The sequence below is a fragment of the Nocardioides sp. R-C-SC26 genome (assembly GCF_021246465.1).
Classification (GTDB): domain Bacteria; phylum Actinomycetota; class Actinomycetes; order Propionibacteriales; family Nocardioidaceae; genus Nocardioides.
Window position 1 is genome coordinate 115,025 of the sequence record NZ_JAHRHK010000003.1, and the last position, 12,394, is coordinate 127,418.

Consider the following 12,394-nt stretch of genomic DNA (forward strand, 5'->3'; position numbering starts at 1 on the left):
GGGGGGGGGGGGGGGCCCCCGCCCCCCCCCCCCGCGGGGGCCGTGGGTGACGGCGATCAGCCCGAGATGGCGTCCACGAGGCCCTGGGCCTCGGCGGCGAGCTCGGAGTCGAGCGGGGCCGAACCGGCCTCGCCTTCGGCGGCCTTCTGGCCGTCCTCGGAGAGGACGTAGGTCAGGTAGCCCTTGACGAGCTCGGCCTGAGCGGCGTCCTCGTAGGTCTCGCAGGCGACCAGATAGGAGACGAGCAGCACCGGGTAGGAGCCCGCCTCGGTCGTGTCGCGAGCGAGGTCGATCGCCATGTCGGTCTCCGGGACACCCTCGGTGCGCGGCGAGTTCGCCACCACCTGAGCGGCACCGGCGGCGCTCGGAGCGTTGAACTCCTCGCCGACACCGACGGCGACGACGCCCAGGTCGCCCGTGGCGCTGGCGTCGGCGTAGCCGATCGAGCCCTCGCCCTGGGTGACCAGGTCGATCATGCCCGAGGTGCCCTCGCCCGACGCGCCGCTGAGCTCGTTCGGCCACACGCCGTCGGGCTCGAAGGTCCACGCGTCCGGGGCCGCGGCCTGGAGGTACTTGGTGAAGTTCTCGGTGGTACCCGAGTCGTCACCGCGGTGCACGACCGAGATGGTGGTGTCAGGCAGGTCCACGCCGTCGTTGGTGGCGGCGATGGCCGCGTCGTCCCACGTCGTGATCTTGCCGGCGAAGATGTCGGCGATCACGTCGGGCGCGAGGCTGAGCTCCTCGATGCCCGGGAGGTTGAAGACGACCGCGATCGGGCTGACGTAGGCCGGGACCTGGATGACGTTTCCGCCACCGCAGCGCTCCTGGGCGCCGGTGAGCTCACCCTCGTCGTCGTCCAGCGCCGAGTCGGTGCCGGCGAACGCGTAGGCACCGCTGATGAAGTTGGCGCGACCGTCGCCCGAGCCGACCGGGTCGTAGTTGATCGTGACCTGGGAGTTGGCGGTCTGGAAGCCAGCGCGCCAGGCGTTCTGGGCCTTCTCCTGGGAGGAGGCGCCGCCGCCGCTGAGGGTGCCCTCGTAGTCGCCACCGGCGGAGTCGCTACCGCCGGCGTCGGAGTTGTTGCCCGCGCTGCAGGCCGAGAGGACGACCGCGAGAGCGGCGATGCCGGGAACGATTCCGCGGCGGATGGAGGTCTTCACTTCGCGTTCTCCTGATGTGTCTTCTGATCTGACAACACCGGAGTCTGGGGAGGGCAGGTGGACGGATGCGTCGCCGTCGGTGAACGAGGAGTGAACGAAATCTGCCGAGTGGGCGACTCTCCCGGGTAGGCGAGACGACGATCACGTGAACGAGGTCGGGTAGGCCTTGACACCGCCATGCCCACGGCGCCCAGGTTGACCCGTCTCCACCTGAAGACGGGTCAACGGACAGCGTGCCGCTCGATGTCGCGGATCCGGACGCCCTTGAGGTGCAGCACCAGCATCTCGCCGGGCTCCAGGGGCGATCCGAGGTCGCCCGGATCGACGCCGAGCTCGGCGATCACCGTCGGCAGCACCGGGCGATGGGTGCAGATCACCGTGCCGCGCTTGTCGTCGAGGATGTCGGCGATCAGCTTCTCCACGCCGCGCACCGTGACGTCCTCCTCGGAGAGCCGTCGCCGGGGCTCGACGCCCCAGCCGGTGGCCGATGCGTAGGGGTCGACGGTCTGCTCGCACCGACGGCTCGGCGAGCTGACGATCCGGCTCACGTCGTAGGCGGCGAGCAGCGGCACCGCCCGCAGCGCCTGCTCCTCACCGGCCCTCAGGAGCGGACGCTCGCGATCATCGGCACGCCATGTACGTCGCGACCGAGCGCGCCCGTGCCGCAGCACGATGACGGCTCGCGTGCGCGAGCGACGCGCCAGCGCCTCGTCGAGCGTCGCGCGATCGTGGGGATAGGTGAGGAGATCGGCGGCCTCCTCGACAGGCACCCACCGCACTTGGTCGACCTCGTCGTCTGGCAGACGGACCGAGGTGTCGGTGCTGCCGACCGTGCGCCCCGCCCAGTACTGCACGCTCTTGGTGCGAGGGCGGCCGTCGCGCAACGGCGCGATCGGATAGTGCTGCGTCGTCAACGGCAGGCAGAGCCGCACATGGAGTCCGGTCTCCTCCGCCACCTCGCGGACGGCGGCGGCAGCGGGGTGCTCGCCCCGATCGACCTTGCCCTTCGGGAAGGACCAGTCGTCGTACTTCGGTCGGTGGACCAGCAGCACCTGGCGCCCAGGACGGAACACGACCACACCTGCCGCGAGCACGTCGACCACCTGGCTAGTCTGCCCAGACGATCCGACAACGAGGAGACCGGCAAGCGAATGTCTCACCGACGTGTGATCACGATCGCAGGCGCCGCGGTCGTGCTGGCGCTCGTGGCCGGCATCCTCGCGTGGCGGTGGTGGCCAGACGAGGCGACCCGCCTGGAGTCGGCAGTCACCGGGGCACCGGCAGCCGAGCGCTACGCATGGACCGACTGGGCGGCCGTACGGCGCAGCGCGGACATGGAGCTGACCGCGACATCGCCTGCGAACGACGTCGAGGAGCTGCTCTCCCGTGGGTTCGACGCGGACTTGGTGTCCACCTCCGCGCTGGGCGAGTCGGCCGCGGTGATGCAGACCGACTTCGGCTTCTCCCCCGCGACCGCCGACTGGGAGCTGCTCAGCCAGGGGGAGAAGACCTCCTCGATCACGCTGCGCCTGACCGACGTCGTGGACTTCGACGACGTGACGGACAACCTCCGCTCGCTGGAGTACGCCGAGCCGTCGACAGCCGAGGGCACATGGTCGACCGACTCGGCGACGGCGCCCATCACGGCCCGCGTGACGCCCGAGCTGGCGTTCGTCGCGCTCGACGTCGAGCGCCGGCTCGTATTCGCCAGCAGCTCGGCGGCCGGTGTCGACGTCGCACGCGATGCCGCAGCGGCCGAGGACAACCACCCCGTGCCCGACGGCGTTCTCGCCGCGCTCGGCGACGCCGCGACCGCCGTCGTGTACACCGGCGCGCAGGCCTGCAGCGAGCTGGCGATGGGGCATGCCGACGCCGGCGAGCAGGCCACCGCGGACGCGCTCGTCGCCGCAGCCGGCCCCGTCGATCCGATGACCGGCTACGGGTTCGGGCTGACGGCGTCCGGCGCGCTCACCGCAGCCCTCTCCTTCGAGGACGACGAGCGCGCGCGCCGGAACGCCGACTCACGCGCCGTGCTCGCGGCCGGCCCGGCGCCCGGTCAGGGCAGTACGTTCGCCGACCGGTTCGCCGTCGAGGAGGTCGTCGCCGACGGTTCGGTCGTGACGATGCACCTGGACGCCGTCGCCGGCGCGTACGCGTTCTCCGATCTCAGTACCGGTCCGGTGCTGTTCGCGACCTGCTGAGAGGCCGCGCCAGCGGACTCCACCTCACCGCCGACGCCCGTCGCACGAGGCGTGCGCGGTCAGGCCGACGGGGCCACGCCGAGGATGCGGTCGATCTCGTCGGCCGACAACGGGCCCTCGGACTCGGTCGCGGCGATGATCAGGTTCGTGGTGAGCTCGACCTCGCCGAGCAGGTCGACGTCCTCCAGCGACACGTCGAACTGGTCGTACATGGGTCCTCCCCACCTCTGCTGCCCCCGAATGGCCGTGCTGACCACCCTACGCCGCACGCGTGAGGCAGGCCGATGGCTAGATCGGGCCATTCCCACCTGACGCCGTTCTGACGGATCGAACCGGTCGCCGAAAAGCAACGGACTGCGGCCCGGCGCCCCGCAGGACGACGAGCCGCAGCCCGGTGTTGCGTGTGTGATCTAGCTAGGCGTACCTAGGGGCAGATCAGACAGCGCGGACGTTCTCCGCCTGCGGGCCCTTCGGGCCCTGGGTGACGTCGAACTCGACCTTCTGGTTCTCGTCGAGGGACTTGTAGCCCTGCGTCTGGATGGCCGAGTAGTGCACGAAAACGTCGTCGCCGCCGTCCTCCTGCGCGATGAAGCCGAAGCCCTTCTCAGCGTTGAACCACTTCACGGTGCCCTGAGCCATAGTGCTCGTTACTCCTTGTATCGGGGCGAGAGCCGCCACCTCGGCGACCCACAGCAGGCGCGGTGACACGTCGCTCCGATCCGTGATTGGTAGCACCACAAAGCAGAAACGCCGTCGGATCACAAACTCCGCGGGCGTCAGACCAGCTGGAACTTGCACCTGTTGCAGTACTGACACTACCGGCAACTTCGCTCTCGCCCACCGTCCGGGGCGATCCAATTTCGGCAGCTCCCGTGAACTTCTGTCGACGGAGCGGTAACCACGGACGAGCGCACGCGGCTCGCGAGGGGCCGGAGCGAGCCTCGGAACGTGTCAGTAGGCCCTGTCGGGCTCGAACCGACGACCCTCGGATTAAAAGTCCGGTGCTCTACCAACTGAGCTAAGGGCCCGTGCTCACCCTACGCGGGGGGCGGGGTCGCGCCGGTACGGGCTCCAGTGCCGCCGGCGACACTAGGCTGCACCCGTGCCGGCGCCGACGTTCCTCTGCATCGGCGCGCAGAAGTGCGGGACGACGTGGCTGGCGGAGATGGTGCGGCGCCACCCCCAGGTCGCCACGGGCACCCGCAAGGAGCTTCACTTCTTCAACCACGAGGCCGCGTACGCGCGTGGCTTGGACTGGTACGAGGCGCAGTTCCCCGCCTCCCCCGGCGCTCGCGCGATCGGCGAGTTCACCCCCAACTACTGGTGGACGACCGGCGTCGGCTCGGGCGACCACACGCTCGGCTCGGCGGAACGGATCGCCGCCGCCTATCCCGATCTGCGGCTGGTGCTGTGCCTGCGCGACCCGGTCGATCGGGCCGTCAGCGCCTACTTCCACAACATGCAGGCAGGTCGGATCGCGCCGACGACGTCGCTCCGCACGGCGATCGGCGAACGCCCGGGACTACGGGAGTTCAGCCGCTACGCGACCCAGCTCGACGCCTGGCTGCGGCACTACCCGCTCGAGCGTTTCGCCGTCCTGGTCTACGAGGAGGACATCCGACCCGACGAGGCGAAGCCCGGGGCCCTGCGCCGTGTCTTCACCCATCTCGACGTCGACCCCGACTTCGTGCCGCGCACGCTCACCGGCCGGGTGAACGTGCGGGCCGATCACTTCGAGATGCGCCGCCGTCATGCGCACGGATGGCGCCGCGCGGCGATGGACCGCATGCCCGAGCGCATACGGCGCTCACCGCGATGGACGATCACGATCGACGATGCGCAGCTGCACCAGCTGCGCGAGGAGTTGACGCCCGAGATCCTCGCGCTCGAGGACCGGCTCGGGCGCCGCCTGCCGTGGGCACGCGCCACCTGAGGATCACCGCGGCCCCACCCGCACCATCCTCTGCGCCCCATCCGTTACATTCAGCGCGTGTTCGACCGGGCGATGAGTTGCAGGCGTGACGGCGACGTCCTCGTCGTCGCCGGCACGATCGACGAGCACCGGATCACCGATCTCGACGACGAGGTCAGCAAGTACCTGGCCGAATGCCCGTCCGGGACGATCGACGTCGGCGCCGTGGAGTTCCTGCCGAGCGCGGCGATCGGCGTCCTGGCCATGGCATGGTCGCGAGCGATCCAGCGTGGCGACGGCCTGACGCTCGTCGCTCCTCCCGGCACCCACGCAGCGACCACATTGACGATCAGCGGGCTCCCGGTCTCCGCGACGCGCCCGACGTCGGGCGACTGAACCGACCTGCGGACGCTGGTGTCGCGGCCGCGGCCGTCAGTCGCGGACGATCGCGGTGACGGTGGTGCCGTCGGAGGTGTCCACGGTCCACGAGGCGCTGACGGCGTCGACGACGAGGAGCCCACGCCCACCGGCGTCTGAGAGAGAAGCACGTTCCAAACGAGGGAGACCGGTGCCCCCGGCGTCGGTCACCGAGACGGCGACCACGCCGTCGATGACCCACCACCGCGCGCAGACACGGTCCTCCTCGTCCGGCACGCCGTGGATCATCGCGTTCATCAAGAGCTCGCTCAGCACCACGACGGCATTGCGCACCACCTGCTCGGAGCAGCCGGCAGCGACGAGCTCGTCGGCGAGCTGACGGCGCGTGATCGAGATCGCGGGTACCTCGCAGGGCACTGCGACCTCGGTGCCCTTGGCACCGCTGGCGGTGATGAAGTCTGAGAAGCGCGGCATCGTGGTCCACCTTCCGTTCGATTCGGACGCGTGGGGTCGGCGATCAGCGTCGATGAGGATGGTCGACGTAGGCGAGGACCCGGTTGAACAGCGACGTCGCGAGCATCGGGTCTGGTCGGGCATCGGGCGGCGACTCGAGGTCGGCGACGACGCCAGCGGCGCCGAGGACCCCTGCATCCGCCGCGATCGCCGCGCACACCCGGGCGGCGTCACGGACGGCGACCGGCTCGACGGTCCACATCGCCTCGAAGAGCCGATCCCGGTCGGGGACGTCGTGCTGCCCTGGGAGTTCCCACGCCGAGAGCGCCGCCGGGAGGTCGGCGCTGTCGCACACGACCGTCCACTCCCGCCGCATGGGGTGATCGGCGGCCAGCGGCACCAGGTAGGGGAGTTCGGTCGTGGCGAGCTCCCGCGGAAAGTCGGCGAAGACGAACGTCGAGGCGGTCGTGCGCGCAAGATCGGTCCAGCGCTGCTCGGCCGCCGCGTAGTGACGTTGCAACTGGAACGAGCCGAACACGTGCGCCCGGTGGGACCGGGCACAGAACTCGTCCTCGATCGCCCACGACAGACCGATCAGGGTGGACTTGCGCAAGCGCTGGGCGGCGAGATGAGGGTGGCTACGACGCAACCGGGCGAAGACCGACGGCGGCTCCGCCCGGCGTGCGTGAGCGCCGCCTGTCGACACAGCCGGTTCGCCACCACCGGAGAGGGGCGCGTCGGTGCCGGCGAGCACGTGCCGGATCGCGACGTCGAGACGGACACCGCCGTCGCGGTTCGCCACCACCGTCTGAACGGTGGCGACCAACGACTCCGGATAGCGGCGATGGCCGGAGGGAAGACGATGAGGAACAGGGAACCCGTATCGGGTCTCCCACACGCGCAGGGTCGCCGCGGACACACCCGTACGATCAGCGAGCTCGCCGATGGTCAGGCCGGCGGCCTCATCCGGCCGCAGCTCGTTCTGCTCAGCATTCGACAGCGCGTTCATGACATCCTCATCATTGCGCATCCCAACTTCTACGCCGTGTCTAGACCTTGACGGTGCGCGGCCTCCGGTGCGGTCGTGGCGTCAGCCTCTTCTCGCGGACCTCGCTCGTCAGGACACGAGGGCCTCAGCGCTCGGGTCCGCCCCGAGGCCGCGGGCAAGGCCCCACAGCACGGCCTGAGTGCGACGCTCGACGCCCATCTTCCGGTAGGCGCTGCGGATGTAGGTCTTCACGGAGTTGATGCTCAGTTGCAGCTCCTCGCCGATCTCGCGATTGCTGTGGCCGGCCACGATCAACGCCACGATGTCGGCCTCGCGCGGCGTGAGCCCGGCGTCATCGACGAACGTGACGGCCTCGGCCTCGACGATCTCGCCCGCAGCCTCGGCGCCCGATGCCATCGCGACCACCGGGACCTCGGCGCGCTGCGCAGGCTCCTCGAAACGACCGTCGACGAGCTTCTCCACCGAGACCACGAGCTGAGAAGCGGTGAGGGACTTGGAGAGCAGGGGGTTGGCCGGCTGCGCGGGGAGCTGGTCGCGTCCGGCCCAGGTGTAGACCGCGGCCTGGGCGTGACCGGCGGTCTGCAGGTCGCGCAGGAGCGAGGCCGACATACTGGACTGCCCCATCGGCTCGTACAGCACGGCGTCGAGCTCGGCGGGGCGCGCGATGGCGTCGCGGTAGTCGAGGACCACGACGCGCTCGGCGTAGGGCTCCAGCAACTTGGCGAATCCGGCCTGGGCCAGGTCGCTGTCGTCGACCAGCGTGATCTGCAGCGGAGCGTTCATAGCCATGGATCCTCCCGAAGCGATGTCGACGTCGCACTTCGACGTCTTGTTGAGATATTAGACAGAACCTCGACATCTTGTCCACATCTGTGGACAACTCGGTGGAAAACCTCGACGCGACGACGTCGGACGACGAAGCGGCGCGGCGCGCCGGCAGCCTCACACGGGCGAGACCCCGCCACCGACCTGCTGCGGCCGCACCATGATCTTGGCGTGGGCCTCGGGGTCTCCGAGCACCGTGAACGCCTCCGCGACGCCGTCCAGGCCGACTCGCCCGGTCAGGAGAGGACGCGGATCCACCGTGCCGTCGGCGAGCAGCCCGAGCGTCTCGGCGAACTCGACCGGGGTGTACCCGAGCACGAACCGCAGCTCGATCTCCTTGTTGATGCCGAGCGCCGGGCGGAGCGAGTCCTGACCCATGCACACCCCGACCACCACCACGCGGCTGTAGAGCGGGGCGGCCTCCAGCACTCCGTCCAGCATGCCGGGAACGCCGACGCACTCGAAGACCACCGGCCCCGACGGACCGGCACCGAGACGCTCGGCCGCGCGCATCACGTGGTGCCAGGGCAGGAGCGGAACCGCGCGCAGCTTCTCCATGCTGCCGACGGCGAGCTCCAGCAGCCCCGGGGCGTCCAAGAACCGCGCGCCGGGCACCTCGTAGGGAGAATCGAGCGACGGATCCACCACGACGTCGGCGCCCATCCTCTCCGCGAGAGCGCGACGGGCCGGTGAGAAGTCGCTCGCGACGACGGTGCGCACGCCCTGGGCCTTCAACATCGCGATGACGCCCAGACCGATCGGACCGCAGCCGATGACGATCGCCACCTGGCCGCGCGCCACCGCACCACGCCGGACGGCGTGAAGTGCCACGGCCATCGGCTCGGTCATCGCCGCGATGTCGGTGTCGAGGCCGTTGGGCACCGGGAACGTCAGGGCCTGCTGCACCAGCACCTGCTCGGCGTACCCGCCGCCCAGCTTCGGCGTCAGTCCGGTCAGGTGGACGCCGCCGTGAGCGCGAGCGATCGGCATCGCGACGACACGGGTACCGGGTCGGATCCGCGCACCCCGGCCGGCCTCGACGACCTCTCCGCAGAACTCGTGGCCCAGCACCACGGCGTCGGTGCCGCGCATGAAGTCGGCATAGCCCGACGCGGCGATCGCCTCGCCCGCCTCGTCGGCATGGTGGCGGGCGTGGAGATCGGAGCCGCAGATGCCGCACGCCAGAACGTCCAGCACCAGCTGCCCGCGGCCCGGCTCGGGCGGCGCGACGTCGCGGACCTCGAGGTCGCCGTTCTGACAGACGACGGCGCGCATCAGTGGTCGCCGTCCAGGTCGCGGAACTGGCTGAAGATCGTCTCGGGCAGCTCGAAGAGCGGCTCGCGACCGAGCTCGGCGCGCGCGAGCGTCGTCAGGTGGGCCTCGTCGGGGCCGTCGAAGATGCGCATCGCACGGTGCCAGCCGTAGAGCGCGGAGAGCGGCGTCGCGTCGCTGATGCCGGCCGCCCCGTGCAGCTGGATCGCGCGGTCGATGACCGAGCACACCGCACGCGGCACCGCGATCTTCGCGGCCGCGATCAGGTGCCGCGCACCCTTGTTGCCCTCGGTGTCGATGACGTGGGCGGCGTGGTGGCACAGCGCCCGCGCCTGCTCCAACTCCACGCGCGACTCCGCGATCCGCTCCCGTACCGCGCTCTGATCGGCCAACGGCCCACCGAACGCGCGGCGCTGCTGAGCGCGCTGCACCATCATCGCCAACGCCCTCTCGCCTGCGCCGAGCGCACGCATCACGTGGTGGATGCGACCGGGGCCCAGACGCAGCTGGGCTGCCGCGAAGCCACCGCCCTCGTCGCCCAGGAGGTTGCCGACCGGGACCCGGGCACCGGTGAAGACGACCTCGTTGTGGCCGTGCTGGTCCTGGCGGCCGAAGACCGGCATCGAACGTCGGATCTCCACCCCGGGGGTGTCGACGGGGACGATCAGCATCGACTGCTGTCGGTGGGTGGCGGCGTCCGGATCGGTCTTGCCCATCACGATCAGCACCTTGCAGCGCGGGTCGGCCGCACCGGAGATCCACCACTTGCGGCCGTCCACGACGTACTCGTCGCCGTCGCGCTGGATGCGGGTCTCGATGTTGGTGGCGTCGCTCGAGGCGACCAGGGGCTCGGTCATCGCGAACGCCGAGCGGATCTCGCCAGCCAGCAGCGGCTCCATCCACTGTCGCTTCTGGTCCTCCGTACCGACCAGGTGAAGCAGTTCCATGTTGCCGGTGTCGGGCGCCTGGCAGTTCAGCGCCTCCGGCGCGAGCTCTCCGCTCCACCCCGACAACTCGGCGATCGGCGCGTACTCGAGCTGGGTCAAGCCGCTCTCGTGCGGGAGGAAGAGGTTCCACAGACCGCGGGCGCGTGCCTTGGCCTTGAGCTCCTCGACGACGGGGGGCAGCGTGTGGTCACCAGCCGGCGCGTCGTGCCGGTACTGCTCATAGGCCCGCTCGGCGGGGAACACCTCCTCGCGCATGAAGGCGAGCATCTCCTCGTAGAGTCGCACCGCCTTCTCGCTCGGCGCGGCGTAGGCGGGATACATCCCGGAGGGTCCGAACGGCATCAGCAGACTCCTGTGATCGGCGACGGTGAGATCACGAGGACGCCGTCGGCGCAGAGCGCTCGCGTCCGCGGGACGCCTCACTATGGCAGGGCTCACGTCGGCCCTGCCCCGGCGCTGAGGGGAACCGACGGCGCGATCGGCGCCTGCGGAGTAAGTTGACGGGCATGGCCGGGGGGGACCCGCGAGGCGCCGACGACCCGGCGGCTGACCTTCTGGCGCGCTGGCAGGCCCACCACACGGGAGAGCCGCCGGGCGATGCCGCACGCGATGCGGCCCGTTCCGACGCGCCCCCGCCGTCGGCGGAGCACTCGACCGTCGACCGCGACGCTCGCGCCCCTGCGAGCCGGTCGGCGCCCTCCGATGCCGGCGCTGAGTCGCACGCCGCCACGGTGGACGACGCACTCGCGTCGAACTCGCCCGCCCCGTCCGCCGTCGACGCCGCCCGGCCTGATCCCGCTCACGACGAGCCGGAGGGCAGTGGCCGGCCGCGCGCGCCGATGTCGTCACGCGGCGACAATCCGTTCGGCGACGGGCGACCCGGCCGACGGCTGAGCGCCCGCGCTCCGCGCGGAGTCGAGGCCGGTGCAGGCCGTCCCGTCGGCCGACGTGCCACCGAGCACCCCACAAGTCCGGCACCCGAACCTCCGCCGACCCTCGGCCCGTCGATGAACGTCGACTTCTCGCCGCGCCGGGGCACTCGCCGAGTCACCGGCGTGCTGTTGTTGGTCACGCTGGTCGCCACCGCCGGCGCCGGATGGGTCGCCTACGACGAGCCGACGACGCTGACGATCGGGCTGGCCTGCACCCTGCTGTCCGTGACGCTCGCGATCTCCGGCGCCCGCGCCGGCGCATCGACGATGGAGTTGTCGACCCGTGGCGGCCAGCTCGAAGTGCGCCGCGGATCGCGGCGCGAGATCTTCGACCTGACCAGCAGGTACACCCAGATCGAGGTCGTCGGGGCGCCGGGTCGCCGCGGCTGGAAGGTGCTGCTCGGCCGCTTCGGACGCGATCCCCTCGTCATCGACTCCTCCGTCGTCGATCCCCGCACCTTCACCGAGGCGCTGCAGCGCTACCGGCGCGACTGACCTTCCCGGCCTCCCCGGCGACCGCCGCCCTCGGCCGAACGAGAACGTGTTCTACAGTGCGGCCGTGGACATCGCGTCGGGATTCATCAAGGACGACGCCTCACCGGAGCAGGTGGCCGCGGAACGCGCGCTGTACGAGCCTCTCGCGGAGGCCGTTCGCCAGTTGGTCGACGCGTCGATCCGCACCACGGTCGACGCCGACGAGGTGCGCGCCGTGACCGAGGATCTCGAACGCCTCGCCGCACGCCTGCAGCGCTCGCAACTGCCGGGTGCGTACGGCGTCCGCTACGGGAGCGACGGCACGGGCCGGCCGTGGGGCAACACCGTGGTGGGCGTCCGCAACCCGGCCGCGCCTCCGCTGCGTACCGTGAAGGACGCCGAGACACTGGGCAACGTCTCGGCCGACTTCCACCTCGGCGCGGCCTACGAGGGGCCGCCGAGCCATGTGCACGGCGGCGTCCTCGCGCTCGTGCTCGACCAGATGCTCGGCGAGGCCGCGGGCGCCGGCGGGCGTCCCGGGATGACGGCGACCTACACCGTCACCTACCGACGTCCGACGCCGTTGGGCGCCCTCTCCGCACGTGCGTGGATCTCCCGCACGGAGGGTCACAAGACCTGGGCCGCCGGCGAGATCAGCGGGCCTGACGGCGTCACCGTCGAGGCCGAGGGTCTCTTCGTGCTCCCCCGCTGGGCGCGCGAGGCCGGCGGCACCGACTCCCCGGACGCGCCGCACTACTTCTGAGCGCTCGGTGGTCGAGGTACCCGAGCGCCGGCGAGGGCCTCGAGACCCCACCGGCCACGGCAGGCGAG

At 70.8% G+C, this 12,394-nt stretch carries 14 protein-coding genes and 1 tRNA gene; 5 read left to right on the plus strand and 10 right to left on the minus strand.

The window, feature by feature from the left end; all coding sequences use genetic code 11:
• Positions 1 to 56: 56 nt before the first annotated feature.
• Together KSO97_RS03940 and KSO97_RS18185 are read right to left on the minus strand one after the other, a co-directional pair.
• A complete protein-coding gene (locus tag KSO97_RS03940; protein ID WP_232676629.1) occupies positions 57 to 1,160 on the minus strand; it encodes a phosphate ABC transporter substrate-binding protein PstS in 1,104 nt (367 codons plus the stop codon).
• 221 nt (positions 1,161 to 1,381) lie between these two features.
• Positions 1,382 to 2,263 carry an NUDIX hydrolase gene (locus tag KSO97_RS18185; RefSeq protein ID WP_232676630.1) on the minus strand — a complete coding sequence of 294 codons (882 nt, stop codon included), beginning with the start codon at positions 2,261 to 2,263 and terminating at the stop codon, positions 1,382 to 1,384.
• Positions 2,264 to 2,311: 48 nt separating this feature from the next.
• Here KSO97_RS18185 and KSO97_RS03950 point away from each other — a divergent pair, with 48 nt between their 5' ends.
• Positions 2,312 to 3,361 carry a hypothetical protein gene (locus tag KSO97_RS03950; RefSeq protein WP_232676631.1) on the plus strand — a complete coding sequence of 350 codons (1,050 nt, stop codon included), beginning with the start codon at positions 2,312 to 2,314 and terminating at the stop codon, positions 3,359 to 3,361.
• 59 nt (positions 3,362 to 3,420) lie between these two features.
• On the opposite strand, the gene KSO97_RS03955 is transcribed toward KSO97_RS03950, so the two are convergent.
• From KSO97_RS03955 to KSO97_RS03965, 3 genes are all read right to left on the minus strand, one after another.
• Complete coding sequence (locus KSO97_RS03955) at positions 3,421 to 3,573, minus strand: hypothetical protein (RefSeq protein ID WP_232676632.1); 153 nt, start codon at positions 3,571 to 3,573, stop codon at positions 3,421 to 3,423.
• A 223-nt stretch (positions 3,574 to 3,796) separates the two neighbouring features.
• Complete coding sequence (locus tag KSO97_RS03960) at positions 3,797 to 4,000, minus strand: cold-shock protein (protein WP_068108172.1); 204 nt, start codon at positions 3,998 to 4,000, stop codon at positions 3,797 to 3,799.
• 316 nt (positions 4,001 to 4,316) lie between these two features.
• Positions 4,317 to 4,389, minus strand: a tRNA-Lys gene (locus KSO97_RS03965).
• 74 nt (positions 4,390 to 4,463) lie between these two features.
• Between KSO97_RS03965 and KSO97_RS03970 the strand changes: the two genes are divergently transcribed.
• Together KSO97_RS03970 and KSO97_RS03975 are read left to right on the plus strand one after the other, a co-directional pair.
• On the plus strand, positions 4,464 to 5,294 hold the full coding sequence (locus KSO97_RS03970) for a sulfotransferase (RefSeq protein WP_232676633.1): 831 nt from the start codon (positions 4,464 to 4,466) through the stop codon (positions 5,292 to 5,294).
• Positions 5,295 to 5,351: 57 nt separating this feature from the next.
• The gene (locus tag KSO97_RS03975) at positions 5,352 to 5,669 is read left to right on the plus strand and encodes an STAS domain-containing protein (RefSeq protein WP_232676634.1); all 318 of its coding nucleotides are present in this window, start codon (positions 5,352 to 5,354) and stop codon (positions 5,667 to 5,669) included.
• A gap of 36 nt (positions 5,670 to 5,705) precedes the next feature.
• Here KSO97_RS03975 and KSO97_RS03980 read toward each other — a convergent pair whose 3' ends face one another.
• From KSO97_RS03980 to KSO97_RS04000, 5 genes are all read right to left on the minus strand, one after another.
• Complete coding sequence (locus KSO97_RS03980; protein ID WP_232676635.1) at positions 5,706 to 6,125, minus strand: ATP-binding protein; 420 nt, start codon at positions 6,123 to 6,125, stop codon at positions 5,706 to 5,708.
• A gap of 43 nt (positions 6,126 to 6,168) precedes the next feature.
• Positions 6,169 to 7,113 carry a DICT sensory domain-containing protein gene (locus tag KSO97_RS03985; RefSeq protein ID WP_232676636.1) on the minus strand — a complete coding sequence of 315 codons (945 nt, stop codon included), beginning with the start codon at positions 7,111 to 7,113 and terminating at the stop codon, positions 6,169 to 6,171.
• A gap of 108 nt (positions 7,114 to 7,221) precedes the next feature.
• Positions 7,222 to 7,896: a response regulator transcription factor gene (locus KSO97_RS03990; RefSeq protein WP_232676637.1), complete on the minus strand. Its 675-nt coding sequence runs from the start codon at positions 7,894 to 7,896 to the stop codon at positions 7,222 to 7,224.
• A 159-nt stretch (positions 7,897 to 8,055) separates the two neighbouring features.
• Entirely contained in the window at positions 8,056 to 9,213 is a 1,158-nt protein-coding gene (locus KSO97_RS03995; protein WP_232676638.1) for a zinc-binding dehydrogenase, read from the minus strand.
• Complete coding sequence (locus KSO97_RS04000; protein ID WP_232676639.1) at positions 9,213 to 10,499, minus strand: acyl-CoA dehydrogenase family protein; 1,287 nt, start codon at positions 10,497 to 10,499, stop codon at positions 9,213 to 9,215. Before KSO97_RS04000 ends, KSO97_RS03995 begins: the two co-directional genes overlap by 1 nt.
• Before the next feature lie 164 nt (positions 10,500 to 10,663).
• Here KSO97_RS04000 and KSO97_RS04005 point away from each other — a divergent pair, with 164 nt between their 5' ends.
• A complete protein-coding gene (locus tag KSO97_RS04005; protein WP_232676641.1) occupies positions 10,664 to 11,584 on the plus strand; it encodes a hypothetical protein in 921 nt (306 codons plus the stop codon).
• A gap of 64 nt (positions 11,585 to 11,648) precedes the next feature.
• Positions 11,649 to 12,326, plus strand: a complete 678-nt coding sequence (locus KSO97_RS04010) for a PaaI family thioesterase (RefSeq protein WP_232676643.1) — start codon at positions 11,649 to 11,651, stop codon at positions 12,324 to 12,326.
• Positions 12,327 to 12,394 lie beyond the last annotated feature (68 nt).

Coding starts and splice junctions, on each gene's coding strand:
- KSO97_RS03950 (WP_232676631.1), top strand. CDS start 2,312: ATGTCTCACCGACGTGTGATCACGATCGCAGGCGCCGCGGTCGTGCTG.
- KSO97_RS03955 (WP_232676632.1), bottom strand. CDS start 3,573: ATGTACGACCAGTTCGACGTGTCGCTGGAGGACGTCGACCTGCTCGGC.
- KSO97_RS03960 (WP_068108172.1), bottom strand. CDS start 4,000: ATGGCTCAGGGCACCGTGAAGTGGTTCAACGCTGAGAAGGGCTTCGGC.
- KSO97_RS03980 (WP_232676635.1), bottom strand. CDS start 6,125: ATGCCGCGCTTCTCAGACTTCATCACCGCCAGCGGTGCCAAGGGCACC.
- KSO97_RS03985 (WP_232676636.1), bottom strand. CDS start 7,113: ATGAACGCGCTGTCGAATGCTGAGCAGAACGAGCTGCGGCCGGATGAG.
- KSO97_RS03990 (WP_232676637.1), bottom strand. CDS start 7,896: ATGAACGCTCCGCTGCAGATCACGCTGGTCGACGACAGCGACCTGGCC.
- KSO97_RS03995 (WP_232676638.1), bottom strand. CDS start 9,213: ATGCGCGCCGTCGTCTGTCAGAACGGCGACCTCGAGGTCCGCGACGTC.
- KSO97_RS04000 (WP_232676639.1), bottom strand. CDS start 10,499: ATGCCGTTCGGACCCTCCGGGATGTATCCCGCCTACGCCGCGCCGAGC.
- KSO97_RS04005 (WP_232676641.1), top strand. CDS start 10,664: ATGGCCGGGGGGGACCCGCGAGGCGCCGACGACCCGGCGGCTGACCTT.